Genomic DNA, 22,269 nt, shown 5'->3' on the forward strand with positions numbered 1-22,269 from the left:
CGCCAAGCAGGTGGAGGCTGGCATGAAAGCCAAAGGCACACTCTTGAAATACAAGACCGTTTACAAGCACCTGCAAGAGTTCCTCTCCATCCGCTACCGCGTGAAGGACATCGCGCTGAAAGAGCTTACGCCCGCCTTCATCTCCGACTTCGAGATGTTCCTGCGCACGGACAAGCACTGCTGCACCAACACCGTGTGGCTGTATGTCTGCCCTTTGCGGACGATGGTGTTCATCGCTATCAACAACGAGTGGCTCACACGCGACCCGTTCCGGGAGTACGAAATCAAGAAGGAGGAAACTGTGCGCAGTTTCCTGACGAAAGAGGAAATCCGGCTGCTGATGGAGGGCAGGCTGAAAAACGCCAAGCAGGAGCTTTACCGCAACCTCTACCTGTTCTGCGCCTTCACGGGCTTGTCGTTCGCCGACATGCGCAACCTGACGGAAGAGAACATCCATACCTACTTCGACGAACACGAGTGGATAAACATCAACCGCCAGAAGACGGGCGTGGTGTCCAATATCCGCCTGCTCGACATCGCAAAGCGCATCATCGACAAATACAGGGGGCTGTGCGGGAACGGCAGGATTTTCCCCGTTCCCCACTACAACACGTGCCTTGCCGGAATCCGTTCCGTCGCCAAACGTTGCGGCATCACCAAGCATATCACGTGGCATCAGAGCCGTCACACGGCTGCCACGACGGTGTTCCTCTCCAACGGCGTACCCATCGAAACGGTAAGTTCCATGCTGGGACACAAGAGCATAAAGACGACGCAGATATACGCGAAAATCACCAAAGAGAAGCTCAACCAAGACATGGAGAACCTTGCCGCAAGGTTGAACGGCATCGAGGAATTTGCATGTTGCACCATCTAAAAACAGAGAAGCCATGACACGAGGAACCATCATCATAGAGGACAACACAGTTATCGTAACCGGTAACGGGGTATGGATGACCGCCACAGAAATCGCCGGGCTGTTCCACACGGGCGTCCCGGCAGTGAACGCCGCCATCAGAGCCGTCCGCAAGCCGGACGTGCTGAACGACTACGAGGTGTGCCGCTACATGCGGCTTGAAAACGGGCTGCACGCAGATGTTTACTCGCTTGAAATCATCATCCCCGTCGCCTTCCGGCTGAACACCTACCATGCACACGTGTTCCGCACGTGGCTGGTAGGCAAGGCACTCTCGAAGGAAAAGTGGCAGGCATACGTGATGTTCATACAGAACGGAAAAGCCGGGTATTGCTGAACACGCATGAAAAAAAGGAAACGGACAGCCCCGTGAAGGAGTTGCCCGTTTCCTTTTTTCATGCAGCCGCCTTATTCCATCGGCTTGCGGTAGTTCGCCTCCAGCAGCTCACGCAACCCCGATTCGGGGTAAAGCACCTTTCCTCCCAAAAGGATAAAGGGCAACACCCTGTTGTTGCGGTACTCCTGCAAGGTGCGGCGGCTGACACGGAGCAGTTCCGCCACCTCCCTGTCCGTCAGGTAACGCTCCCCGTCCAACGGCGGGCGGTAACTTTCCAGAAAGGCGGAGAGCCATTTCGAGCCTTTGCGCATGTTCTGCACAAGGGTGGCAAGCGGCTCGTCCTCCATCGTAAACACTTCATTGTTCTCGTTCATCATCATTTCGGATTCAGTGGGTTGTGAATAAAAAATCAAATCATTTTCCGCCGGGATAGAGCGTGCCGACAAGCGGAATGAGCCTTTTGACCTCCTCCGGCTTGTAATAGAACCTGCGGTTAATCTGCGAGTAGCCGACAAGCGGAATGAGCCTTTTGACCTCCTCCGGCTTGTAATAGAACCTGCGGTTAATCTGCGAGTAGCCGATAAGCCGCCTGTCACGCAAGGTCTGCAACGTGCGCGGGCTGATCCTCAACTGCCCGCAGACCTCCTCGCCCGTGAGCCACCTTTCCATCCGCCCGCCGTCGCTCCTGCGCCTCAGGGCGGCAACCTTCTCCGCGAGGGCGTTGAAGGACGCCACCATCATCTCGAAGGTCTTTTTCTCGATAGATACTATTTCCATAAGCAAAACATTTCTGAGTTTGCCGCAAAGGTAACGAAGCCGCCTTGAACACGAGCCGTTTTCCGCTAAAAGGCAGCTTGTTGCGCCGTCTGTCCGGGTTACGGAGCCATTATCCGTAAAAATCTTACGTGAGCCACGTAGTGAGCTGTTAAAGCCCCTTTGGTTTATTGCCGAATTTTGCCGCATAAACCAAAAGAAATGACTGAATATGAAAGTGATAACGATGGAAAGTTCCGCCTTTACCGCATTGACGGAACAGATAGCCGAGATAGCGGCACACGTGCGTGCCGTTTCCGGCGGTAGGAAGGAAGAAGCTCCCGACAGGCTGCTCACCACCCGCGAGGCGGCACACCTGCTGAACGTGAGTTGCCGCACCCTCCAGCGCATGCGCAGCGAACAGCGCATCGCCTATGTCGTGCTGCGCGGCAAGTGCCGCTACCGGCAGTCGGAGATAGACCGCCTACTCGAAGACAGCACCGTCACGGGAGATGCCGCGACACCGGAACAGATGAAACGCAACCACACGCTGCGCACGGGCGGCAGCCCCAAAGGAAGGAGGACGTAGGACATGGAACTGCTTACCCGCAACAATTTCGAGAACTGGATGCAGAAGGTGATGGAACGGCTCGACCGTCTGGACGAAATGCTGCTCTCCATGCAGCCGTCCGGCAAAGCCCCGAACCCGATGGAAGGGATCAGGCTTTTCGACAACCAAGACCTGTGCATGCTGCTCCAGATCAGCAAGCGCACCCTGCAACGCTACCGCAGCATCGGCGCATTGCCCTACAAGACGCTCGGCAAAAAGACCTATTACAGCGAGGCGGACGTGCTGACGTTCCTCTCCGAACATGTAAAGGACTTCCGCAAGGAAGATATAGCCTTCTACAAGGCTCGTATCCATAATTTCTTTCAAAAATAACCATTAAAACATTTTTCAGATGGCAAAGAAAAAAGACGAAAAGGACGTGCTGGTTGTCCGTGACGAGAAGACGGGCGAAATCAGCGTGGTAGCCGGGTTGAACGCCGACGGCTCCCCCAAGCGCATCCCCGCGAAAGCGGAGAACGCGCAGAGTTTCCTGCAATTCGACCGGCACGGCGACGTGCTGGACAACTTCTTCAAGAACTTCTTCCGGCAGTGCAAGGAACCCAGCCGTTTCGGTTTCTACCGTGTCGCGGCGGACCAAGCCGACAAGCTGCTGGAGGTTATCAAGGACTTGCTGAAAGACCCCGACGGCAACAAGGAGATGCTTGCGCCCCACAAGGTGGACACCTCCGGCTACGAAAAGGAAGTACAGGAGGAGCAGTCCGCCGAAAAGCAGGAACAACCGGAACAGAAACAAGATGACGAACCTAAAAAACAGGAAGAAATGGAACAGAAAAACGAACAGAATCAGGAAAGCCCGCAACAGACGCAGGGCAACCGGGGCTACCAGCCCATCGACGAGAGCAAGATCAACTGGCAAGAGTTGGAGGAGAAATGGGGCGTGAAGCGCGACGACCTTGAAAAGTCGGGCGACCTTGACAGGATGCTCAACTACGGCAAGTCCGACTTGGTGAGGGTGTCGCCCAATTTCGGCGGAGAGGCTTTCGAGCTGGACGCCCGCCTTTCCTTCAAGAAAGACGGCGAGGGCAACGTCAGCCTTGTTCCGCACTTCATCCGCAAGGAGCAGAAACTTGACGAGTACAAGGAACACAAGTTCTCCGACGACGACCGGAAGAACCTGCGCGAAACGGGCAACCTCGGCAGGGTCGTGGACCTCGTGGACAGGGAAACGGGCGAGATCATCCCCTCGTTCGTCAGCATCGACCGCAAGACGAATGAAATCACGGATGTCCCGGCAAACAAGGTGCGCATACCGGAGCGCATCGGCAAGACGGAAATCACCAAGCAGGAGCAGGACATGCTGCGTGCCGGGCTGCCTGTGCGCGACAAACTCATCGAGCGCAAGGACGGCAGGAAGTTCGTCACCACCCTGCAAGTGAACGTGGAGCAGCGCGGCGTGGAGTTCGTGCCGGGAACCGGCAGGTCGCCACGTGCCGCACAAGCACAGGAAGCCAAGAACAACCCCGCACAGGGACAGGCGCAGGGTACGGAAAACACAGCCAACACGAACAAGGAGCAACGCCGCAACACGTGGACGAACGCCGACGGCAGCATCCGACCCATCAGCAAATGGAGCGGCGTGGACTTCACCGAGCAGCAGAAAGCCGACTACGTGGCTGGCAAAGCCGTGAAATTAGAGAACGTGACCGACAAGCAGGGCTTCCACGCCACGATGTACATCAGGTTCAATCCGGAGAAGGGACGCCCGTACCGCTACGACACCAACCCCGACAACGCGCAGAAGGTCGCGCCTTCCAACGAGAGCCGCACGCAGGTAGCGGTGAACAGCGAGGGCAAGACCAACGAGGCTACCAAGAACCTGAAGGAGCCGTTGCGGAAGGGACAGACCGCCCCGAAGGACACCGCACAGCAACAGCAGCAGGAGAAGCCGCAGAAGAAAACGGGCAAGGGCATGAAGATGTAATCCGGTGTCCGCCACTAAATCCGAAGTAACATTTGTAAAATTCAAAACAACAGAAGAATATGAAGACAATCATTGCAGAAAAGCCGTCTGTGGCACGTGAGATTGCCCGTATCGTGGGCGCGACAAAGAGAGAGGAAGGATATTTCGAGGGAGGCGGCTACGCCGTGACATGGGCGTTCGGACACCTCGTGCAGCTTGCCATGCCCGACGGCTACGGCATACGCGGCTTCGTCCGTGACAACCTGCCCGTCATCCCCGACACCTTCACGCTCGTCCCCCGCCAGACCAAGACGGAGAAGGGTTACAAGCCTGACAGCGGTGTGGCGGCGCAGATAAAGGTTATCGCCACCCTGTTCAACAGGAGCGAACAGATCATCGTGGCGACCGATGCAGGGCGTGAGGGTGAGCTTATCTTCCGATACCTCTACCATTATATCGGATGCGTCACCCCGTTTGTGCGCCTTTGGATAAGCTCGCTTACCGACAAGGCTATCCGCGAGGGATTACGCAACCTCGAAGCGGGAGACAAATACGACAACCTCTACCTTGCCGCCAAAGCGCGGAGCGAATCAGACTGGCTCGTGGGCATCAACGGCACGCAGGCACTCTCCATCGCCGCCGGACACGGCACTTACTCCGTCGGGCGGGTGCAGACACCCACGTTGGCGATGGTGTGCGCACGCTATTGGGAGAACCGCCGCTTTACCTCCGAAGCCTTCTGGCAGCTCCATATCGCAACGGACGGCTACGATGAAGGAACGGTGAAGTTTTCCTCTTCCGAAAAATGGAAAGAGAAAGAGCCTGCGACGGAACTGTATAATAAGGTGAAGTCGGCAGGCACAGCCACCGTCACGAAAGCCGAACGCAAGGAGAAGACGGAGGAAACACCGCTCCTGTACGACCTGACCACGCTCCAGAAGGAAGCCAACGCCAAGCACGGCTTCACGGCGGAACAGACGCTTGAAATCGCGCAGAAGCTCTACGAGAAGAAGCTCATCACCTATCCGCGAACCGGAAGCCGCTACATACCCGAAGACGTGTTCGCCGAAATCCCCAAGCTGCTCGCCTTCATCGGGGCTTTGCCCGAATGGAAAGGCAAGGTGCAGCCGAAATGCGTCCCGACACGCAGAAGCGTGGACGGCGGCAAGGTGACGGACCACCACGCCCTGCTCGTCACGGGCGAGAAGCCGCTGTTCCTCTCCAAAGAGGACAGCACCGTCTATCAGATGGTTGCCGGACGCATGATCGAGGCTTTTATGGGCAGGAAAACGAAACGAGCATAATGTGTGAGTGTGGGAAATGACGGGATGGCCTTTATTTATAGGAAGTTACAGAGGTTTGGAGGGTTGGACGCTGGAAAAACGAAACGTGCAAAAAGTTGAATTTGCTTTAATTCTGGTTTAATTTTGGAGGCGCACCCGTTAAATGGGGCTTTAACGCAGGTTTAATTCTGGTTTAATTTGGTTTAATCGACAGCTGGAAATGGTGGGGTTTGAGCTTTGAGCTGGACGCACCAGACGCTGGAGCTGCTGACGGCATGGAGCCGCTGGGCATGACCGCTAAAAACGGCACGCCTGGCGGCTTTTCTTTTGCCTGACGTGGGAACGGACGGAAACGGCGCGAAACGCGGCGACAGCGGGGGTTATGGGGCTTTCTGCGGTGTGTCTGGGCGTGTGGTGGGATACCATTTGCGTGTGGCCACGAAAAAGCCCCCATTTCGGAGGTTCCAGGGCATCGGACAGGGGCGCAGCTGGGTGGCATGGTGGCCGCTCATGGGCGACGAGGCAGGCGGCTGGAGGGGTGTTTACACGACCGTTAAATGACCCGTTAAATGGGCAGGGCTGGAGGCCGAAAAAATGCTGCCCAAAAGTGCCTTTTTCGTTCCATTTTCGAGGTCGCAAAAAGGGCTAAAAATGGGGTTGGGGGGACAGTTGGGGGGACAAATGGGTGGACAATTCGTGCAAGCATAGACCCCTTTAAGGGAAAAAATCAAGGCAAAAACCGCGAAAATCTGGCAGAACCCCCCCCTTTAATTCCATTTAACGCATAGGAAAAACACCCCTAACAAATAGGGTATTTTGCACTGAAAATAAGCAAGTTAAACGCATTTAACGGCGATTTAACGTGCAGAAAAAAGCGTTTTAGTGCCTTTTACGTTATTTCAGGGGGTCGCGGGGTGCCCATAGTGACCACCCCATTACCCTGCATTTGCAGTAGTTTCGGTGTTCGCAGCATCGGCACTTTTTTGTAGTCTATCCTTTAGCTGCACTATCTGCTCACGCAGACGGCCTATTTCTTCGGCCTGCTGTATTATTTTTGCATCTTTACGCTGAATATATGGCTCGTACTGCTTAAAAAAATCAACTAAATGCGACTGGTCAGTTAGAGGTTGTGGCGTTTCCTCTGGCTGGTTAGGCAGTGTATGATACCCCAACCCTGTGAGCAACCACATGGCATTAACCTCGTAAGATATTACGATTTTCTCCAAAATATCAGCTTTTGGCATTACGCCCTTTAGATAGCTGCGTATATTTGCCTCGGAAACACCTAATTTATCGGCAAATACGGTGTTTTTTCCGCCTGCTTTCTCATTGATTAGCAGCCTTATTCTGTCGTTTATTGTTGTACTCATTGCATTATTTTTTGAGTTAAACCGTAATTTATTACGATTTTGTTTGGTCATGTCGCAAGAAATTGCGAACTTTGCAGCGTTGTAACATATTACAGCGCGGACAAAATTACAAAATTTTGCCCACATACGAAAAAGGAAAACCCTAAAAGTAAGTATTGTAAACCCATAAAGAATAAAGGACATGACAGCAAGAAAACAAATCGAGGTAAGCAAGCAGACCCGTGAAATGCTTGTAAAATCTTTCGAGACTACGAGTGTGAGCGTATGGCGCGCATTATCATTCAGGGACAACAGCCCCAAGAGCCAGCGCATACGCAGAGCAGCAGAGCAGAACGGCGGCGTGCTGCTTATGCTGACCCCCGCCATGGAGACCATACACGACGCGGACAACTTCATGCGGCAGTATCTGCCTGGCGGTGTACTCATTGAGTGCAACAAGAATAACAGCCATGTTGACCTGCTTAAAAATGGCAAAGTCGTAAAGAGCTGGGACAATGTCCTGCTTAAAAATCTGGAGGAAATACAGCAGGAAGCTGTAAAGCTCTGCGGCACTCATGTGATACTGTAACGAGAGGAGGGCACTATGGAAATGTATAACAATGCGCTTTGCGTAAGTCCGCAGGAACTTACAGGCATTATTAGCCTGGAGGCTCTAAAGAAAATGAGCCAGCGCGGCACAGTGCAGCAGGTACGCCGTGCCTGTTATGGTAGCTGCGCGTTATATGTGGTCGAGAGCCTGCCCGTGCAGTACCGCGCAGAGGTTTACCGCCGTTATCCAGACATTAAGGAGCAGGCCGAAAGCAAGCCATTTGTGGAAAGCGTGGAGCCTGACGGCAAGGCGATGCAGTTCTTTGCCGACTACGTATTGAGCGACGGGCGGCACCTGACGACCGAGAAGCAAAGAGAGTATGCCAATAACTGCTCGGTGCTGGCCGCTTTCGGCCAGATGCTGGACAGAGCGAACAGCCACCGCATGAGGCAGAGCAAAGGCAGGATAAACGCGGGCGAGTTCTGGGCAAAGGCTGCCGCCGCGCTGCCGCGTCTGTGCGACCGCTGGCCTAACAGCCTGCCGCAAAGCCCGCGCCGCCTGCGCATGAAATATGCGGAGTATCAGGCACAGGGCTATGAGTGTATGATTAGCCGCAAGTTCCAGAACAAGAACGCCGCCAAGGTGCTGGACGCGGAGCAGACCGCCAGCTTGCAGGTGCTTTTGGCACACCACAACAACCTGCCCGACACGGAGGTGGCGCGCAGATACAACCAGGTGGCCAAGGTGAAAGGCTGGCCGCAGATAACAGCCAGCGCAGTGGCCGTGTGGCGTGAAAAATGCGACCTGGTAACGGCAGCCGCCCGCCGTGGTGCTACCAATTTCCGCAACGAGCGCACCATGCAGGTGAAGCGCAGCAGGCCGACCGCGCCGTTCCTCATGTGGTCGCTGGACGGCTGGACATGTGAGCTGCTATTCCAGCAGACGACCGTAAACAAGCAGGGGCAGCGCACGACGACCTACCACAACCGCCTGACGCTGGAGGTGGTGCTCGACCCGTGCTGTGATTACCCCATTGGCTACGCCATAGGCAGCCATGAGACACCCGCGCTTATTACCGAAGCCCTGCGCAATGCCGCGCGGCACAGCCGCGAGCTGGTGGGCGTAATGATGCGGGCGTATCAGATACAGTGCGACCGCTACGCCATTAAGACCATGACAGACCTGTACCAGGTAATGTCGAAGCACGTAACGCCCGCCCGCGCGCACAATGCAAAGACAAAGCCCATCGAGCCATATTTCAACTACCTAAACACGACCTACTGCCAGAAGTTCGATAATTGGAGCGGCTTCGGCGTAACGACCAACCCGAAAAAGCAGCCGAACAGCGAAGCCCTGAACGCTCTACGCCACAGCTTCCCCGACGAGCAGGGGGTGCGCGAACAGATACACAAAATAATGGCCTATGAGCGCGCCAGCAAGCGCGCGCAGTTCATGCAGATGCTGGCCAACCTGAGCGACGAGCACCGCCTGCCGCTGTCAAAGGAAAATTATTTGCTGTATTTCGGAGCCACCACGGGCATGACCAACGCCATAGAGGGCTGCGGGCTGCGCCCGACGCTGTTAGGCATTAAGCGCGATTATGACACCTTCGACCTGACATTCAGAGAGCACGCCAGCGAAAAATGGCAGGTGCGCTTTGACCCCGACGACCTCACCGAGGTGCTGGCCGTGAATGAAGACGGCAGCCGCCGTTACATGCTGCGCGAAAAGTATGTGCAGCCCATGGCATTGGCAGAGCGCAGAGAGGGGGACGCGGAGCAGCTGGAGGCCGTCAGAGCCTTTAACAAGCAGCTGGAAACGCACGTTACCGAGCAGCTGGGCGCGGCCTATAAGACGGTCGACCGCATGATACAGGACACGGACAGGCAGGAAGCCTTACTGTTAGGCCGTCTGCTGCTGACCGACAGCCACGGGCAGCACAAGCTCCCCGCCGCACAGCAGCGGTTAAGCCAGCAGGCCATTACGGACGTGGAGTATGAGACCGTGGAGCCAACGCCCGCCATGCCCGCAGGGTGGTAGGAGGAAGACCCCGAAAGCTACGACATATTTTAACCAACCATTTAACACCACATAAAAAGATGATTAAGGACGAAAAAACGCAGATAGCCGCACGGCTCAAAGAATACTGCGAAAAAATGGGCAGCCAGAACAAAGCCGCCCGTAGCCTGAACGGCATAAGCACGGCGACCGTCAGCAAGATGCTGTCGGGACAGTGGGACACAATCAGCGACGAGCTGTGGCGCGCCCTGGCCGCCCAGATAGGCCACGACAGCAGCGCGTGGCAAATCGTGAAAACAGGAGCCTACAAGCGCATGGCCTTTTTAATGGAGCAGGCCAAGGAAGAGAGCCTCGTAATAGCCATAACGGGCTTTGCAGGCTGCGGAAAGACCGAGGCCATAAAGAGCTACGCCAAGGGCAGACAGAACGTGTACCATTTAATGTGCAGCGAGTATTGGAACAGGCCGACGTTTATAAACAAGCTGCTGCGTGCGCTGGGCAAAGATGTGGGCGGCAGTGTGAGCGACCAAATGGACGCCATAGTGGAGACGCTGAACAGTGCAGACGCGCCGCTCATCATTCTGGACGAGGCCGACAAGCTGCGCGACCAGGTGCTCTATTTTTTCATTTCCCTGTATAACCAGCTGGAGGGGCACTGCGGCATTATCATGGTGGCCACGGAGTACCTTAAAAACCGCATAGAACGCGGCGTGCGCCTGAAAAAGAAAGGCTATGAGGAAATATACAGCCGCATAGGCCGCAAGTTCGTGCAGCTCCAGGTTATCAATGGCGAGGACATAGCCGCCGTGTGCAAGGCCAACGGCGTGAACGACCCCAAGACCATACAGGAAATAATAGCAGGCGCGGAGTGCGACCTGCGCCGCGTAAAACGCGCTGTATGGGCAGCGAAAAAGAAAGGAGGGGCACAGTAATGGCACGCTTTAATATCATACGCCCTAAACGCACGCCTAATTGGGTGCTGTCGCTGCTGGTAGGCTTTCCCTACGACAGAGGGGCAGAATACGCCGACGCAGAGTGTGAGTCCGTTATAAATGGGGTGCTGGACTATGTGCGCAGTTTTCAGTATTTGCGCAGGAACGCATGGGAGTGCCTGGGTTCCACACATTTTATAACTTCAACAGACCGCAGCATAATTATAAGCACCCCTAACGGCGTGCCACAGCTGACAATATCCCTAAATTAGAAGACATGCGCAGGGCGATAAGTAATAAGAACGTGATGCAGGCCAAGTTTGAAACAGCCCCTTTTACAGGGGCGTGGCTTGCAAGCCTGGGACGGCCAGAACTGCGGGGCGCGTGGATAGTGTACGGCGGCAGCGGAAGCGGTAAGACGACCTACGTAATGCAGCTGTGCAAATATCTTACCAACTTCGGACGCGTGGCCTACAACAGCCTGGAGCAGGGTTTGAGCTTGTCGCTGCAAAAAGCCTGGGAGCGTGTCGGCATGGAGGAAGCAGGCAGCAAAATAATACTGCTGCAAAAGGAAAGCCTCAAGGACATACGGGAACGCCTGACCAAAAAGAACGCGCCCGACATTGTGGTAATAGACAGTGTAAATTATTGGATAGGCTTTACCATGCGCGACTACACCCGCCTGAAAGACGACAACCCCAACACCCTGTTTGTCTTTATAGCCCATGAGGACAAAGGACAGCCAAAGGGCAACATGGCCAAAAACATACGCTACGATGCTGACATAAAAATCCGCGTGGAGGGTTACAAGGCATTTGCCACCACCCGCTACGAGGACAGCGACAAAGGCGAGGGCGGCCAGGACTTCACTATCTGGGAGCAGGGCGCACGTGAGTATTGGGCAGAACTTTAACACCACCAAGACAATGAAAGAAAACAAAACCATGGACGAAATCCACAGAGGGCTGCTTAAAAAGTTCCACACACTTTGCAGCGTGCTGGGCATGAGCGACGACGAGAAGCGCAGCCTCATAGAGGCATACGGCGTGGAGAGCAGCCGCGACATAGACACCCACGACCTGGTGGACATTTGCGGCAAACTGTCGGCACAGGCGGGCGGCCACAAGCAGCAGGACTATGACAAGCTGCGCAAGCAGTGCATGGCAGCCATAGGGAGCTGGCTAAAGATGTGCGGGCGTGAGAGCAACGCCACGGTCATAAAGGCCATAGCGTGCAGGGCGGCCAAGAAAGCCGACTTTAATAAAATCCCGCTGGAGCGTCTGCGCAACCTGGTGTACCTGTTTAACAACAAGGTGAAAGACCACGACGCAGTGGACGACGTAACCACAGAACATAAAAAGGTGGTCTTTCTGTACCCCACAGAAAGCGGCCTTAAACACATGAACTGACCATGAGCACGGACAGCATGATGCGCGAGACCCAGCGCAAAATAAATGAGGCCACCATAGACATGGACACCGAGGCATATTGCTGGTTTATGCGTGAGCTGGCAGAGTGGTGCCAGACACAGGCAGACATGCAGGAATACCGCGACGACGTGGTCTATGATGAAAACGAGTAACAACCAATTAAATAAAACGAAATGAGTAAAAAGAAAGACAAGAAAAAGCAGAGTATTACCGTGCACGGGTACTGCTTTAAGTGCGACGTGCGCGAGTTCTACAAGCCCGTAAGTGGTGGCGACCCGATACGCGAGGCATTGGACAGGCTGGCGGGCTTAAAAAAGCTGCGCGAACAGAACGCCCCAAAGTGTTACATAAGTGGAGCCATAGCCCACCACGACCTTGTGGAGCGCATGGACACGTTCGACAGAGCAGCCGCAGTGCTGGAAAAGGCAGGCTATGAGCCTGTAAACCCGTTTCACAACGGTGTGCCGCAGTCAGAGCATTGGACAAAGCACATGCGCAGGGACATAGGTCTGCTGGTGCGCTGCGACTATATTTACATGCTGAAAGGCTGGGAGCTGTCGAAAGGCGCGAAGCTGGAGCTCGACGTGGCCAGCTCATGCGGCATAAAGGTGCTATTTGAACATTAACCCATAAAAACAAAAAGACAATGAAAAAGAATGTATTAAACTATCTGAAGGTGGCAGTTCGTCTGCCGTTGGCCGTTTTAGGCGGCCTGCTGAAAATCACAGCCGTGGTGTTCCAGGTTCTGTCGTTCCTGGTACATGGCGACACCGAGGGCGCAAAGACTTGCACCGACACGTTAAAGAGAATATAAACACCTATTAAAACCCCGTTAAACATGGACGAAAACAAAACAACGACTGTCGAAATGACAGCAGAGGAACAGGCACAGTTTGCAGCGTTCAAAGAGGAACAGGAAAAGAAAGCCCGCCAGCAGAGGCGCAAGGAAAACCGCGAAATGTACGCGCAGCTTGTGGACGAGCAGGTGGCTTTGGCCATTCCAGAGCTGCAAAGCCTGTCTGAACAGATTAAGGCCGTAAAAAATACGGTGTTCGGCAATTTCCGCACGGTTCTGGACATGAAGGCCGACGTTATGAGCCTGACCAAGCAGAGCGGCCAGCACAGCCACACGTTTACCACCAGCGACGGAAACATGCGCATAACTTTGGGCAGTAACACCATAGACGCATACCGCGACACAGTGGAGGACGGCATCGAAATGGTGCGCAACTACATAGAGAGCCTGGCAAAGGACGAGAACAGCCGCACGTTGGTGAACGCTGTAATGCGTCTGCTGGCACGCGACCAGAAAGGCACGCTAAAGGCCAGCCGTGTGCTCCAGCTGCGCAAAATGGCCGACGACAGCGGCGACGAGACATTCCAGGAGGGTGTGCGTATCATCGAGGAAAGCTACCAGCCTGCCGAAACAAAGCAGTACATTCGCGCCGAGTACAAGGACGAGAAAGGCTGGCACATTATCCCGCTTTCAGTAACAGACGCATAGGCCATGAAAGCGGCCATAAAAAAAGCACGACCCCCGTAAGCCGTAGCCCTGGAAACCGTGCACCCGATGTGTTATAAAGGACGCTGCAAAAGTACAAAAAAATCGGGAAATGGGCAAATTTCGGCATTACAAAAGCACGTATGACCGTGTAAAATTGATTAAGGCGTTGACCGAGCAGCACTATGAGCCTGGGAATAACGCAAAATGCTACAAGGCGGTGTGGAAAAAGTATATTTACCCCATTTACCCGATGTGTTATAGAACGTACTTAAATTATCTGAATATACCACCAGAACCACCCGCCCCACCACAATCGCAGCAACCCGACCTTTTCGGCGGTCTGCTGGAGTTTTAGGCAAAAGCCCGTCAGCATTACAGAGCTGGCGGGCTTTTCTCATTTCAGGCGTAGTGTGTCTATGGGGTGCAGCTGTGCCGTTCTGGCTCCAGCAGTGAACTGCGCACGGGTAACGTAGCGTTCAATGCTTTCTATTAGTTCGGCGTGGTTGTGGTTGGTGGCCGAGGTGGTCAGCATAAAGGTGCTGAAATTGTCGCCCGCCAGCGTCGCCATGGCCGCGTGCACCTGGTCTATCAGGTCGAAATAGTCCAGAGCCGCCTCGAGGCGTTTGTCGTCTATGCCAGCGGTGTAGTTTTTCGTGCGTGTAATGATGTGGAGCCGCACGGGCACGTCGGCCATGCAGACGCGGTTAGCGCACTGCCGCACGTCGTACTGTTCAAACTCAATAAAGACCGAGGGCACAGGCCACGCCGTAGTGCTTTTGATTTCGGCGAGGTGCTCATTCCACAGGTCGATAAACTTAATGCCTGGCACCTGTTCTTTAATGCGCTGGGCAATCGCTAAAAATAGTTTCTTTCTCATTTTTTCAGTGTTTTTATTAGTTCCTGGTTGTATTGCTCCAAGTTGTCGTCGATAACATTCTGTATAATGCGCTGCGTCTCTTTGCCGTCGCCGACAAACTGACGCTGTGGCACCTTAACGGCACGGGTGTGCTGCTTTACGGTGTACGTCTTACCCTTTTTACTCTTTCGGGTGTGCTGTCGCACCGTTACCGAGCCTTTGCCGCCCTCATTGTGCAGGGTGGCATAGGGCTGGTTGGAGGTGAACTTAACCCCGTCGGGCGTTTCCTTTGCCTGTATGGACTTACGGAGGCTGCCCGTAACGACCAGCAGCGAGCCGAGGGCGTTTGGGTTCCTGCGCTTTTTCCACTTTTCGGTAAAAAAGGCTTTGCGGTTGAAATTCTTGTCAAATTCCTCTGCAAGGTCTACCCGCATGTCGCTAATTATGTCTTTTTTGAGCTGTTCGGGGGTTCTCATTGTTATTTTTTACGATTTATTTGTCTACATATCAGGAATAATTTGTAATTTTGCGGCATGAAGCAGCAAACTATACCAAAACAAATTCAGGAAGCCTTTGCATCAGAGGTGCAACGCTACGGCAACCACATTTACCATTTGGGTAAAGAGGCGGGGGTCGCTTACTACGGCTTTGCCTATCCTGACGATTTGGACATTTGCCTTCCCTCTGTCTATGGCTACGACGGCCATAGCGTCGTTATCACCGACAGCGCAGAGGTCGCGCGCCTCTTTTCTCTATTCGGTGTCGAATAAGTCCATATAACCTGCATTAAAAATTTTGTTATCTACGCGGAGCACGCCACGTTTTGGGTGTGGGTTTCCTGCGCCTTTCTTGCATAGTTCGTCTATGTCTCTTTTTGCCGCTGTTCCGTTATATTCCTGTGGCTCTATATATGCCAGCGTACCATCGGCGAAACGCTGTAAAATAGTAGCATGACCGCCGCGACCTTTCCAGCCTATTGTGAGAATATAAACGCCCTCCTCCTTTGTTACTTCCTCAAAGTATTCGTGATAGCGTTTTTCTGTCATGGTCTTATAGCCTTTTTTCTCTTTCCATTCATAGGTGTAGGCTGGCTTTGCAGGTGTACCGTCTGCATTTGTCCACATGTCGAAGCTGTGCCCATTCATAGCCCACTCGTTACGACTGCCTGAACGCTCCACGCAGCCCTTTGCCGTAACATTGAAGCCACGCAGGCGCAGTGCGTATGCAGGTGAACATGTGGCGCAATTTATACTATACCGCTCATCCCGTGACTTTTTATAGTCAGGGTTCAACTTGTAACGCTTACCTGCTTTATCGCGGTATGTGCCGTTGGGGTCTTCAATAAACTGCAAAACGTGTTTAGGGTTCGCGCTCTGTTTGTCTGCATCATCCAGGCTCATGGGTACACCTTTGCGTATTTTAGCCGCTTTTTCTATGTCTATGTAATTTTGCACAATGGCCTCCTTTTCCGCATCGGTCAGGCTGTCGGGCAGTTCTGCTTTATAACGGTCTTTTCTGACCTGTTCGCTTTCTTCCTGGACGACTTCCTGTACTACCTTTTTCGCCGCCGCTGGAGCCTTAAAATACGGGTGTTTCGGCGGAAACAGTTGCATTTCCTTACCAGCGTTAAAGCGGAAAATCTGCTGCTTTGCCGCCTCTGTGGCACTGTCGCCCAGCTCCATGGCCGCCTTTGGGTCGCTTTCGGTGTATTTGCCACGGCGTACCTGTACGGCGGTGCATCGGCAGCCCCAGCCATTCGGCGGGTAGTATTTAGACCAGAACGGGTCGGAAGGCGGCAGTGTTATGCCGTCCAGGGCTGCGTGGTCTTCGCGCACGCGGTTATCCTCTGCCGTGCGGTACTGCAACAGGTAGCGGTCGCCGTCGGCCTCTATACCCACCCATTTGGCTGCCATTTGGCTGGTGCTTATGGCGTGTTTATATTCGGCATACAGATAGGCTTTGTTATACTTGTTGTTGAGCTTTATCACGTCGGCCTGAAAATCGGCGTACTGCTTTATTTCGCCTTTGTCGTTCAGCAGCGACAGCCCTATTTCGCGCATGGCGTGGAACGTCTTAAAGCCTGAAAATATAAAAGCTGTTTTCTTCCAGGGCATAGCGCAGCGTGTCGGGCACGTCGGTAGGCAGGTGCGTGTTTACGCCCCTGTTAATGGCTGCCGCCGTCTCGATCAAGAGTTTGCGCGCCGCAGGGTCTTTAACCTGGTTTATGTCGAAGCCGCCAGCCTTATAGATAAGGTCGGCCACAGCATCGAAGACAGACGGGGCAAGGCTGGGCGCGTCGTCATCGGCGGCCAGCTGGAGCGTGTCGTCCTCATAAAGCATATTTACTGCTGCATGGAAAGCCCCGTATTTTTCGCGCAGGTCAGCAGCGTGCGCGGGGCTTACCCGAAAAAAGCGTCGGGCTGTGTCTTTTTTTCACGCACGCCTGTGATAGGCACGTTGTATTTGTCTGTGAAATACTGCGGGTCTATTTCGTAATACTCCAGAAGCACGCGCTCCATTTCGCGCTGTTCTGACGGTGTAAAGGCCGCCGCGTCGTCCCACTCAAAGCGCAGGCCGCCGACAGGGAAGCCGTGCGCCTGCATGAACGGCAGCAGGTGGTCGTTCACATTGTTAGACAGCATTTTTTTGTCGGCCTCTATGACATTCTCGAACACGTCCAGGTGCGTTTCAGACTGTGAAAGCGAGCTGCCCGCGTCTATGGTCATGGTCTGGTTAAGTATGCCCTTTGAAATTTCGCTGTTACATCTGTCCACGCGCTTGTCATAGACGTTGTAAGCGTCGCCCCTGCTGCTTTCCTTTATGTCTATTTCGGTGCCGTCAGGGAACAGACCCCAAAACGCGCTGCCCATGTTTTCGAGGGCACTTTCAATTTTGGCACGTTCCGCGTCGTCTGTGGTGGTGGCCCTTGCTATACGCATAGGCGCGCCGAAAATTTCGCCGAACATGTCCCAGAAACCCAGCATATTTTTTTTGCTTATGCACTGCGGGGCGCATTTCAGCAGCAGGCCGAGGTCGTAGGGTTTGCCTATCTCCAGGCACCAGCTGGCCAGCTCACCCTCGCGGTAGCTTATGCCGCTGCGCCAATCGTCGCCCGTGTTCCGCAGCAGCATACCATGCTCCTGGCACACATGCTTACGTGGCACCAGCTCCACGCCCTCAAAGCTCAACCCGTCCGAGGTCTTCACAATGTCGCCAAACTGCACAAGGCTGTGCCCCCAGAAACGGGAGTCCAGAGCCAGGGAGCAGTAGTCGTTAAACCATTCGCGCTCAAACATAGCCGTGGCCTTTTCCACCTCTTTGCCGTCTGCGCCCACCATGCGGAACTTTTGTTTCATCACCATGCCTTTACGCTGGCCTATGCAGCCCTCAAGATGCAGGTCAATGAGGCAGTCGGTATAAATGTCGTAAAGGTTCTGCCGTTTGGGGTTGTCTATGTTTATGGCCATTTGCCAGGCCTGCCGCCACATGCCCACGTCCTTTTTTGTCAGGCTGTCGGTCTGTCGTATGAGTTCGGCGGTAAGGCGGCGACCCTCTTTGCTTTTGACAAATTCGGCAATGCGGTGCACCTCTGCACTGCTGTACGTCTGGCCGCCTGTAAAGATATTGCCTATTTTCTGTAAAATGTTCATTTAACGGGTGTTTAACGGTTTGTAAATTACCATGTGCAGCTGCCCACCTTATCCAGGCCAGAGCCGAAGCGCACGGGGTTGTGGCTGTCAGTGTCGCCGTCGTCGCTTATGTATCTGGGCAGGTCAGGCGTGGCCTTTGAGGCTTGCACGTCTTTGAGCCATTTAATGCTGTCCTCATACATCTGGTCGCGTCTTTCGCTGCCCATGTCTCCAGGCAGACGGTGTACAAGTATATACAGCGCAATGTTTACGGCGCAGTCCACCAGCATGGCGTTACGGCAGTCGCCTTTCTGGGCAAACGCCTTTTTCATGTCGTAGCGGTCGCGGGTGTAGCTGCTTATTTTCTCCATGGCGGCCTTTTCGGCCTGCTTTCGTATGTCGGTGTGTGCCTGGAGCTGTTCAAACTCGAAATCGTCGCACACGGACTTGTAGTCCTCATCTGTAAGAAACATTTGCTTTACTTTTTAATGGGTTGCGGGTCTGCCACATAAAGGGCTATTTCGCGGGCTTTCTCTGCCGTGAAGCCCTTTGCAAAGCGGTGGCACCGTATGAGCTTTTTAACGCCCTGCATCGACACGACAACGGGCTTTCCGTTCTGTACCAGCACCAGGAAACGACGGCGCAGGAGGTTAGCATCTTTCTGCGCCTTTTTTATGGCGCGTTTTCTGCGCCACTCAAATACGGTGGCGCGCACAAGTTTTTTAATAAAAGTTACCATGTTACATTTTTTGCGTTTCGCCGCTTTCCGAAAGACGGCGTGAAGTTTGTAATTTTAGAGTGTTTTTGCAGTATGCTAATAGCCGACTCGTCAGCGTCTGGCGCATCATCGTGGCCGCGCATACCCTTTTGGAATGCCAGCGTCTGGTCAAGGCCGCGCAGCATGTCGGGGTCGTCCTTTTGGCTCTCGTCGTAAAAGACAAAGCCGCGCTCCCACAGCGGTGCGGAGGCCTCAATACGCTGGAACTTGTCGGGCTTTTTGCGTTTGTCGCCAATAATAGGCAGCTGGTAGCCGCGCAGGTCGCCCTCCTTTGTAAAGTCGTCCATTAACATGTCCTGCATGAAGTTGGCCTCCATGTAGAACTTTATGGCCACGCCTGTGGCCTGTGCCCATTCGTAGAGGTCGTAACACCAGCGCACCATTTCGGCCACGGTAGCCTGCCGCACGAAAGCGCGCAGGTGCCACAGCTGGCCGCCTTTGACCTTACCCCAGAGCTTTGCGGCTTTGTAGTCGTTCTTTGTTGAGCCTTTCCATGAGGGGTCGATATACAGGACTATTTCCTCAAACTGTCGCCACTGTGGCCGTTTTGCCCACCTTATCCATTCCTGGCGGAACACGGCACCCTCGACAATCGGGTTGTTCATGTACTCTTTTTGAAATGAGCGGTACCCCTGGAAGTCCTCAATGGCCTGCACCTCTGCGCGTGTCCATTTGGCCGCCCATGAGACGTTGCCGTTCTCGTCCAATATATTGACCTGCGACACGCGCACGCCTTTGGTCTCTGAAATCTTTTGCAGTACGCTGTTTTTGGCTATGAGGTTGCCGACCATGATAAAGCGGCCACGGCCACCGTCCAGGGCACCGAACAAAGCCTCCTTTACCCAATCGGTAAGCCTCTGCACGCGGCTGGGGTTTTCGCACAGCTCGTCGTCGTCCAGGTCGTCTATGACAATGTAGTCAGGGCGGTGGCTGCGGTATCGCAGACCACGGGGCGACTGACCACGGCCACGGGCAAAAAAGGCCGTGCCGTCCTTTGTAACAAATTCGCCCTCCTCCCATGAACCGCTGTTGTACTGTTCGCCGAAATCGTTAATATAACGCTGGTTGTACTGAAGCTCTGCCTGCACGTCAGCCAGCAGGGTATTTGCGTTGTCTTCACTCTTACCCACCAGCACCATGACGTTAATTTCGCGCTGTTCCTGACACTTTAGCCACAGGGGGATAAATATGTCCAGGTGTGTGGACTTTGCCGCGCCACGGTGCCATTTATAGACCGCCCGCAGGTTCCTGTTTGCCTTTACCTCTTTGGCCGCCTTAATGTGGAAAGGCGCGCATGGTGTTTGCGCGCCTGTCTGCGAGTTCTGGGTGTAATGGGGAAAATAGTAATCGACAAACGCGGAATAATCGGCACGCACACGCTTAATGCGCTGCTCCCGCTGGGCGTTTGTTTCGCCGCGCCCTATCATGGTGGCCGTCTGCACATCAGCACAGTGCTGTTTCCACAGTTCGAGTGCCTCTTTTCTTGTCAGTTTGTCGTAATTTGGCATGTTACTTTATAAGTTTGTTTTGCATCAGGTAGTCGATATATTGGTTGTGGTATCTGTTTATGGTTTTGAGCAGTTCGGGTGTTATCTCATCATCAAACTGCGCCTGGAACTGTAACCACTTACTAAAGGCCATAAAGACCTCGATAACGTCCACTATGCTGGTGTGTTTGTCCAGCTTTTCAATGGTGGCCGAGAATTTGGCCAGCTTGTCGCCCAGGCCGTTTATGGCCGTCGGGTCTTCGCTGTTGTTTACGCTCTCAAGCATTTTGTCAATGGTGCGCAGCAGCTTGTTTACAAGTTCGGGGCGTGTGATATTCTGCGCCGCCCGCTGTTCCTGCCAGCCCTCACCGTTCACCCACTTTGTAATGGTCTGCGCGCTTATGCCTGTCTTTTCGGCTATGACCTTTTGGCTGTCTCCCTGCATAAACAGAATGCGGGCGTAGTCTTTCTTTTCCTCACGTTCTTTTTTAGTTGCCATTCATAACTTTTTAATGTGTTAGGGCAGCATATGGAAAATACCAAACGCTGCGGGGTTAATACTGTTAAAACTGCTGCAAAATTCCGCATTATTATTGGGAGTAAAAAAAAGTGTGTCAAGTCTTTACACTCTTTTTGCGGGGGCAGAAAAAAGCCCGCAAATTTGCACAGAAAAACCTAACCACATCGCGGCGTAGAGCAGTGGTAGCTCGGGAGGTTCATTCCCTCCAGGTCGCAGGTTCGAGTCCTGCCGCCGCAACAACCCAGAGTAGAAAAATGACGCTGACGGCACAGGCTGGCAGTCCACGCAAAAGAGTGCTTAAACGGGTTTAGCACCAGGGCTGCCGCCTACCGTCTTTTTAAGACCTACGCAATGAAATGGCAAAAGAAATGATTATCAGCACCAGCCGCCTGAACAGTTACGGCAGCCGTGTGATTACAGCGGGCATCGACATTTCGCAGTACTCAAAAAATCCCGTGCTGCTGTGGATGCACCGTAGGAGTTTTAGCAATGGCACCCCGCTGCCTATCGGCAGGGTGGAAAACTTGCATTTTGACGGGGACGCGCTGAAAGGCACGCCCGTGTTTGACGTGAACGACCCATTCGCCAAACAGATAGCCGACAAGTGGGAGGGCGGGTTCCTGAAAATGTGCAGCGCAGGGCTGGACATCGTGGAGACCAGCGTCGACCCCGTGCACCTGCTGCCTGGCCAGACGCGTGCCACTGTGCTGCGCTCCAAACTTACCGAGGTCAGCATTGTGGACATCGGCAGCAATGACGACGCTTTGCAGCTGTCAAACAGCGGCCAGCTGCTGACGCTGGCGGCGGGTGAGGCGTGCGAGGCTCTGCCCCTGCTGGAGCTGTCCAAGACCGACGGGCAGGACGACACGACAGACGACAAAGGAAAGGCCAAGGGCGGCAAGCCTGCGGCAAGTATTAACAATAACAATAATAAACGCATGAAGAAAGAAACCTTACAGTTGCTCGGTCTGGCCGAAGAGGCGACCGAGGAGCAGGTACACAGTGCTGTGCAGCTGCTCAAACAGAGTGCCGACAAGGCGCAGAGCATGGAGCTGGCCGCTATCACTGCGGCGGTTGACCAGGCAGTCAAGGACAAACGTATTACGGAAGCCAAGCGCGACCACTTTATCCAGCTGGGTAAAAATGTAGGCGTGCAGCAGCTTAATGAAACGCTGGAGTGCATGTCGCCCGCCAGCAAGCCGCTGGACATGATTAACCAGCAGCCTGGCAGCAACGGTGCGCCCGCTGGTGCGGAGCATCAGACCTTTGCCAAACTGTCCGAGGTGCCCGCCGACAAAATCGAGAGCCTGAAAAAGGAGCAGCCCCAGGAGTATGCCCGCCTGTATAAGGCAGAGTATGGCATCGACCTGCCCCGCTAACCGTAGTTAAACAACC

The 22,269-nt window shown here is 54.0% G+C and carries 28 protein-coding genes, 1 tRNA gene and 2 pseudogenes; 19 read left to right on the plus strand and 12 right to left on the minus strand.

Features of this window, described 5'->3' with window-relative positions:
• Together HPS55_RS06460 and HPS55_RS06465 are read left to right on the plus strand one after the other, a co-directional pair.
• The coding region (locus HPS55_RS06460; protein ID WP_172324766.1) for a site-specific integrase at positions 1-877 on the plus strand (877 nt) is incomplete at its 5' end.
• A 13-nt stretch (positions 878-890) separates the two neighbouring features.
• Positions 891-1,253, plus strand: a complete 363-nt coding sequence (locus HPS55_RS06465; protein ID WP_172178221.1) for a RhuM protein — start codon at positions 891-893, stop codon at positions 1,251-1,253.
• Positions 1,254-1,324: 71 nt separating this feature from the next.
• Here the strand turns inward: HPS55_RS06465 and HPS55_RS06470 are convergent, their stop codons facing one another.
• Both HPS55_RS06470 and HPS55_RS14405 read right to left on the minus strand, forming a co-directional pair.
• Positions 1,325-1,630 (minus strand): helix-turn-helix domain-containing protein, encoded by a 306-nt coding sequence (locus HPS55_RS06470; protein WP_025066921.1) that lies wholly within the window; start codon positions 1,628-1,630, stop codon positions 1,325-1,327.
• A gap of 130 nt (positions 1,631-1,760) precedes the next feature.
• Positions 1,761-2,030, minus strand: a pseudogene (locus tag HPS55_RS14405) (helix-turn-helix domain-containing protein); the annotation flags it as partial.
• Between the two features lie 208 nt (positions 2,031-2,238).
• Between HPS55_RS14405 and HPS55_RS06480 the strand changes: the two are divergent.
• The 4 genes and pseudogenes from HPS55_RS06480 to HPS55_RS06495 form a co-directional block, all read left to right on the plus strand.
• Entirely contained in the window at positions 2,239-2,595 is a 357-nt protein-coding gene (locus HPS55_RS06480) for a helix-turn-helix domain-containing protein (RefSeq protein ID WP_172178219.1), read from the plus strand.
• Positions 2,596-2,598: 3 nt separating this feature from the next.
• A complete protein-coding gene (locus tag HPS55_RS06485) occupies positions 2,599-2,949 on the plus strand; it encodes a helix-turn-helix domain-containing protein (protein ID WP_172178217.1) in 351 nt (116 codons plus the stop codon).
• A 19-nt stretch (positions 2,950-2,968) separates the two neighbouring features.
• Positions 2,969-4,558, plus strand: coding sequence for a DUF4099 domain-containing protein (locus HPS55_RS06490; protein WP_172178215.1), 1,590 nt, complete (start codon positions 2,969-2,971; stop codon positions 4,556-4,558).
• Positions 4,559-4,617: 59 nt separating this feature from the next.
• Positions 4,618-5,832 (plus strand): annotated as a pseudogene (locus HPS55_RS06495) (DNA topoisomerase); the annotation flags it as partial.
• 923 nt (positions 5,833-6,755) lie between these two features.
• Here HPS55_RS06495 and HPS55_RS06500 read toward each other — a convergent pair.
• A complete protein-coding gene (locus HPS55_RS06500; RefSeq protein ID WP_172324768.1) occupies positions 6,756-7,190 on the minus strand; it encodes a helix-turn-helix domain-containing protein in 435 nt (144 codons plus the stop codon).
• A gap of 181 nt (positions 7,191-7,371) precedes the next feature.
• Between HPS55_RS06500 and HPS55_RS06505 the strand changes: the two genes are divergently transcribed.
• The 10 genes from HPS55_RS06505 to HPS55_RS06550 are packed head-to-tail and all read left to right on the plus strand — an operon-like array spanning position 7,372 to position 13,604.
• Positions 7,372-7,758 (plus strand): hypothetical protein, encoded by a 387-nt coding sequence (locus HPS55_RS06505; protein WP_172324770.1) that lies wholly within the window; start codon positions 7,372-7,374, stop codon positions 7,756-7,758.
• Between the two features lie 15 nt (positions 7,759-7,773).
• Positions 7,774-9,759, plus strand: coding sequence for a hypothetical protein (locus HPS55_RS06510; RefSeq protein WP_172324772.1), 1,986 nt, complete (start codon positions 7,774-7,776; stop codon positions 9,757-9,759).
• A 59-nt stretch (positions 9,760-9,818) separates the two neighbouring features.
• Positions 9,819-10,670: an AAA family ATPase gene (locus HPS55_RS06515; RefSeq protein ID WP_172324773.1), complete on the plus strand. Its 852-nt coding sequence runs from the start codon at positions 9,819-9,821 to the stop codon at positions 10,668-10,670.
• Entirely contained in the window at positions 10,670-10,942 is a 273-nt protein-coding gene (locus HPS55_RS06520; protein WP_172324775.1) for a hypothetical protein, read from the plus strand. Before HPS55_RS06515 ends, HPS55_RS06520 begins: the two co-directional genes overlap by 1 nt.
• A gap of 5 nt (positions 10,943-10,947) precedes the next feature.
• Positions 10,948-11,583, plus strand: coding sequence for an ATP-binding protein (locus tag HPS55_RS06525; protein WP_172324777.1), 636 nt, complete (start codon positions 10,948-10,950; stop codon positions 11,581-11,583).
• Between the two features lie 13 nt (positions 11,584-11,596).
• Positions 11,597-12,079: a hypothetical protein gene (locus tag HPS55_RS06530; RefSeq protein WP_172324779.1), complete on the plus strand. Its 483-nt coding sequence runs from the start codon at positions 11,597-11,599 to the stop codon at positions 12,077-12,079.
• A gap of 2 nt (positions 12,080-12,081) precedes the next feature.
• A complete protein-coding gene (locus HPS55_RS06535; protein WP_172324781.1) occupies positions 12,082-12,252 on the plus strand; it encodes a hypothetical protein in 171 nt (56 codons plus the stop codon).
• A gap of 21 nt (positions 12,253-12,273) precedes the next feature.
• Positions 12,274-12,726, plus strand: a complete 453-nt coding sequence (locus HPS55_RS06540) for a DUF4406 domain-containing protein (RefSeq protein WP_172324783.1) — start codon at positions 12,274-12,276, stop codon at positions 12,724-12,726.
• A gap of 20 nt (positions 12,727-12,746) precedes the next feature.
• Positions 12,747-12,914, plus strand: a complete 168-nt coding sequence (locus tag HPS55_RS06545; protein ID WP_172324785.1) for a hypothetical protein — start codon at positions 12,747-12,749, stop codon at positions 12,912-12,914.
• A 24-nt stretch (positions 12,915-12,938) separates the two neighbouring features.
• A complete protein-coding gene (locus tag HPS55_RS06550) occupies positions 12,939-13,604 on the plus strand; it encodes a DUF3164 family protein (RefSeq protein ID WP_172324787.1) in 666 nt (221 codons plus the stop codon).
• Positions 13,605-13,998: 394 nt separating this feature from the next.
• Here the strand turns inward: HPS55_RS06550 and HPS55_RS06555 are convergent, their stop codons facing one another.
• Together HPS55_RS06555 and HPS55_RS06560 are read right to left on the minus strand one after the other, a co-directional pair.
• A complete protein-coding gene (locus tag HPS55_RS06555) occupies positions 13,999-14,481 on the minus strand; it encodes a hypothetical protein (RefSeq protein WP_172324789.1) in 483 nt (160 codons plus the stop codon).
• Positions 14,478-14,936 carry a phage virion morphogenesis protein gene (locus HPS55_RS06560; RefSeq protein ID WP_172324791.1) on the minus strand — a complete coding sequence of 153 codons (459 nt, stop codon included), beginning with the start codon at positions 14,934-14,936 and terminating at the stop codon, positions 14,478-14,480. The genes HPS55_RS06555 and HPS55_RS06560 overlap by 4 nt, the downstream gene beginning before the upstream one ends.
• 57 nt (positions 14,937-14,993) lie before the next feature.
• Between HPS55_RS06560 and HPS55_RS06565 the strand changes: the two genes are divergently transcribed.
• On the plus strand, positions 14,994-15,230 hold the full coding sequence (locus tag HPS55_RS06565) for a hypothetical protein (protein ID WP_172324793.1): 237 nt from the start codon (positions 14,994-14,996) through the stop codon (positions 15,228-15,230).
• Here the strand turns inward: HPS55_RS06565 and HPS55_RS06570 are convergent.
• The 7 genes from HPS55_RS06570 to HPS55_RS06600 are packed head-to-tail and all read right to left on the minus strand — an operon-like array spanning position 15,213 to position 20,853.
• Positions 15,213-16,520, minus strand: a complete 1,308-nt coding sequence (locus HPS55_RS06570) for a toxin glutamine deamidase domain-containing protein (protein ID WP_172324795.1) — start codon at positions 16,518-16,520, stop codon at positions 15,213-15,215. The genes HPS55_RS06565 and HPS55_RS06570 overlap by 18 nt on opposite strands.
• Positions 16,521-16,533: 13 nt before the next feature.
• On the minus strand, positions 16,534-16,800 hold the full coding sequence (locus tag HPS55_RS06575) for a hypothetical protein (RefSeq protein WP_172324797.1): 267 nt from the start codon (positions 16,798-16,800) through the stop codon (positions 16,534-16,536).
• Positions 16,801-16,859: 59 nt separating this feature from the next.
• Positions 16,860-18,110 carry a phage portal protein family protein gene (locus HPS55_RS06580; protein ID WP_172324799.1) on the minus strand — a complete coding sequence of 417 codons (1,251 nt, stop codon included), beginning with the start codon at positions 18,108-18,110 and terminating at the stop codon, positions 16,860-16,862.
• Between the two features lie 26 nt (positions 18,111-18,136).
• Entirely contained in the window at positions 18,137-18,562 is a 426-nt protein-coding gene (locus HPS55_RS06585; protein ID WP_172324801.1) for a phage protein Gp36 family protein, read from the minus strand.
• A gap of 5 nt (positions 18,563-18,567) precedes the next feature.
• Entirely contained in the window at positions 18,568-18,828 is a 261-nt protein-coding gene (locus tag HPS55_RS06590; protein ID WP_172324803.1) for a hypothetical protein, read from the minus strand.
• The gene (locus tag HPS55_RS06595) at positions 18,822-20,375 is read right to left on the minus strand and encodes a hypothetical protein (protein WP_172324805.1); all 1,554 of its coding nucleotides are present in this window, start codon (positions 20,373-20,375) and stop codon (positions 18,822-18,824) included. The genes HPS55_RS06590 and HPS55_RS06595 overlap by 7 nt, the downstream gene beginning before the upstream one ends.
• 1 nt (position 20,376) lies before the next feature.
• Complete coding sequence (locus tag HPS55_RS06600) at positions 20,377-20,853, minus strand: terminase gpP N-terminus-related DNA-binding protein (protein WP_172324807.1); 477 nt, start codon at positions 20,851-20,853, stop codon at positions 20,377-20,379.
• Positions 20,854-21,039: 186 nt separating this feature from the next.
• On the opposite strand from HPS55_RS06600, the gene HPS55_RS06605 reads away from it, so the two are divergent.
• Positions 21,040-21,111 (plus strand) — tRNA-Met (locus tag HPS55_RS06605).
• Positions 21,112-21,230: 119 nt separating this feature from the next.
• Complete coding sequence (locus tag HPS55_RS06610) at positions 21,231-22,253, plus strand: HK97 family phage prohead protease (protein WP_172324809.1); 1,023 nt, start codon at positions 21,231-21,233, stop codon at positions 22,251-22,253.
• Positions 22,254-22,269: the final 16 nt, after the last annotated feature.

This window comes from Xylanibacter rodentium (assembly GCF_013166575.1).
Classification (GTDB): Bacteria; Bacteroidota; Bacteroidia; order Bacteroidales; family Bacteroidaceae; genus Prevotella; species Prevotella rodentium.

Excerpts from the sequence above, each read along its gene's own strand:
- HPS55_RS06505 (WP_172324770.1), top strand. The coding sequence starts at position 7,372 with ATGACAGCAAGAAAACAAATCGAGGTAAGCAAGCAGACCCGTGAAATG.
- HPS55_RS06470 (WP_025066921.1), bottom strand. The coding sequence starts at position 1,630 with ATGATGAACGAGAACAATGAAGTGTTTACGATGGAGGACGAGCCGCTT.
- HPS55_RS06530 (WP_172324779.1), top strand. The coding sequence starts at position 11,597 with ATGAAAGAAAACAAAACCATGGACGAAATCCACAGAGGGCTGCTTAAA.
- HPS55_RS06580 (WP_172324799.1), bottom strand. The coding sequence starts at position 18,110 with ATGAACATTTTACAGAAAATAGGCAATATCTTTACAGGCGGCCAGACG.
- HPS55_RS06545 (WP_172324785.1), top strand. The coding sequence starts at position 12,747 with ATGAAAAAGAATGTATTAAACTATCTGAAGGTGGCAGTTCGTCTGCCG.
- HPS55_RS06565 (WP_172324793.1), top strand. The coding sequence starts at position 14,994 with ATGAAGCAGCAAACTATACCAAAACAAATTCAGGAAGCCTTTGCATCA.
- HPS55_RS06525 (WP_172324777.1), top strand. The coding sequence starts at position 10,948 with ATGCGCAGGGCGATAAGTAATAAGAACGTGATGCAGGCCAAGTTTGAA.
- HPS55_RS06575 (WP_172324797.1), bottom strand. The coding sequence starts at position 16,800 with ATGCTTTATGAGGACGACACGCTCCAGCTGGCCGCCGATGACGACGCG.
- HPS55_RS06600 (WP_172324807.1), bottom strand. The coding sequence starts at position 20,853 with ATGGCAACTAAAAAAGAACGTGAGGAAAAGAAAGACTACGCCCGCATT.
- HPS55_RS06550 (WP_172324787.1), top strand. The coding sequence starts at position 12,939 with ATGGACGAAAACAAAACAACGACTGTCGAAATGACAGCAGAGGAACAG.
- HPS55_RS06535 (WP_172324781.1), top strand. The coding sequence starts at position 12,082 with ATGAGCACGGACAGCATGATGCGCGAGACCCAGCGCAAAATAAATGAG.
- HPS55_RS06480 (WP_172178219.1), top strand. The coding sequence starts at position 2,239 with ATGAAAGTGATAACGATGGAAAGTTCCGCCTTTACCGCATTGACGGAA.
- HPS55_RS06490 (WP_172178215.1), top strand. The coding sequence starts at position 2,969 with ATGGCAAAGAAAAAAGACGAAAAGGACGTGCTGGTTGTCCGTGACGAG.
- HPS55_RS06500 (WP_172324768.1), bottom strand. The coding sequence starts at position 7,190 with ATGAGTACAACAATAAACGACAGAATAAGGCTGCTAATCAATGAGAAA.
- HPS55_RS06595 (WP_172324805.1), bottom strand. The coding sequence starts at position 20,375 with ATGCCAAATTACGACAAACTGACAAGAAAAGAGGCACTCGAACTGTGG.
- HPS55_RS06465 (WP_172178221.1), top strand. The coding sequence starts at position 891 with ATGACACGAGGAACCATCATCATAGAGGACAACACAGTTATCGTAACC.
- HPS55_RS06515 (WP_172324773.1), top strand. The coding sequence starts at position 9,819 with ATGATTAAGGACGAAAAAACGCAGATAGCCGCACGGCTCAAAGAATAC.
- HPS55_RS06590 (WP_172324803.1), bottom strand. The coding sequence starts at position 18,828 with ATGGTAACTTTTATTAAAAAACTTGTGCGCGCCACCGTATTTGAGTGG.
- HPS55_RS06555 (WP_172324789.1), bottom strand. The coding sequence starts at position 14,481 with ATGAGAAAGAAACTATTTTTAGCGATTGCCCAGCGCATTAAAGAACAG.
- HPS55_RS06560 (WP_172324791.1), bottom strand. The coding sequence starts at position 14,936 with ATGAGAACCCCCGAACAGCTCAAAAAAGACATAATTAGCGACATGCGG.
- HPS55_RS06540 (WP_172324783.1), top strand. The coding sequence starts at position 12,274 with ATGAGTAAAAAGAAAGACAAGAAAAAGCAGAGTATTACCGTGCACGGG.
- HPS55_RS06485 (WP_172178217.1), top strand. The coding sequence starts at position 2,599 with ATGGAACTGCTTACCCGCAACAATTTCGAGAACTGGATGCAGAAGGTG.
- HPS55_RS06520 (WP_172324775.1), top strand. The coding sequence starts at position 10,670 with ATGGCACGCTTTAATATCATACGCCCTAAACGCACGCCTAATTGGGTG.
- HPS55_RS06570 (WP_172324795.1), bottom strand. The coding sequence starts at position 16,520 with ATGCGCGAAATAGGGCTGTCGCTGCTGAACGACAAAGGCGAAATAAAG.
- HPS55_RS06510 (WP_172324772.1), top strand. The coding sequence starts at position 7,774 with ATGGAAATGTATAACAATGCGCTTTGCGTAAGTCCGCAGGAACTTACA.
- HPS55_RS06585 (WP_172324801.1), bottom strand. The coding sequence starts at position 18,562 with ATGTTTCTTACAGATGAGGACTACAAGTCCGTGTGCGACGATTTCGAG.
- HPS55_RS06610 (WP_172324809.1), top strand. The coding sequence starts at position 21,231 with ATGGCAAAAGAAATGATTATCAGCACCAGCCGCCTGAACAGTTACGGC.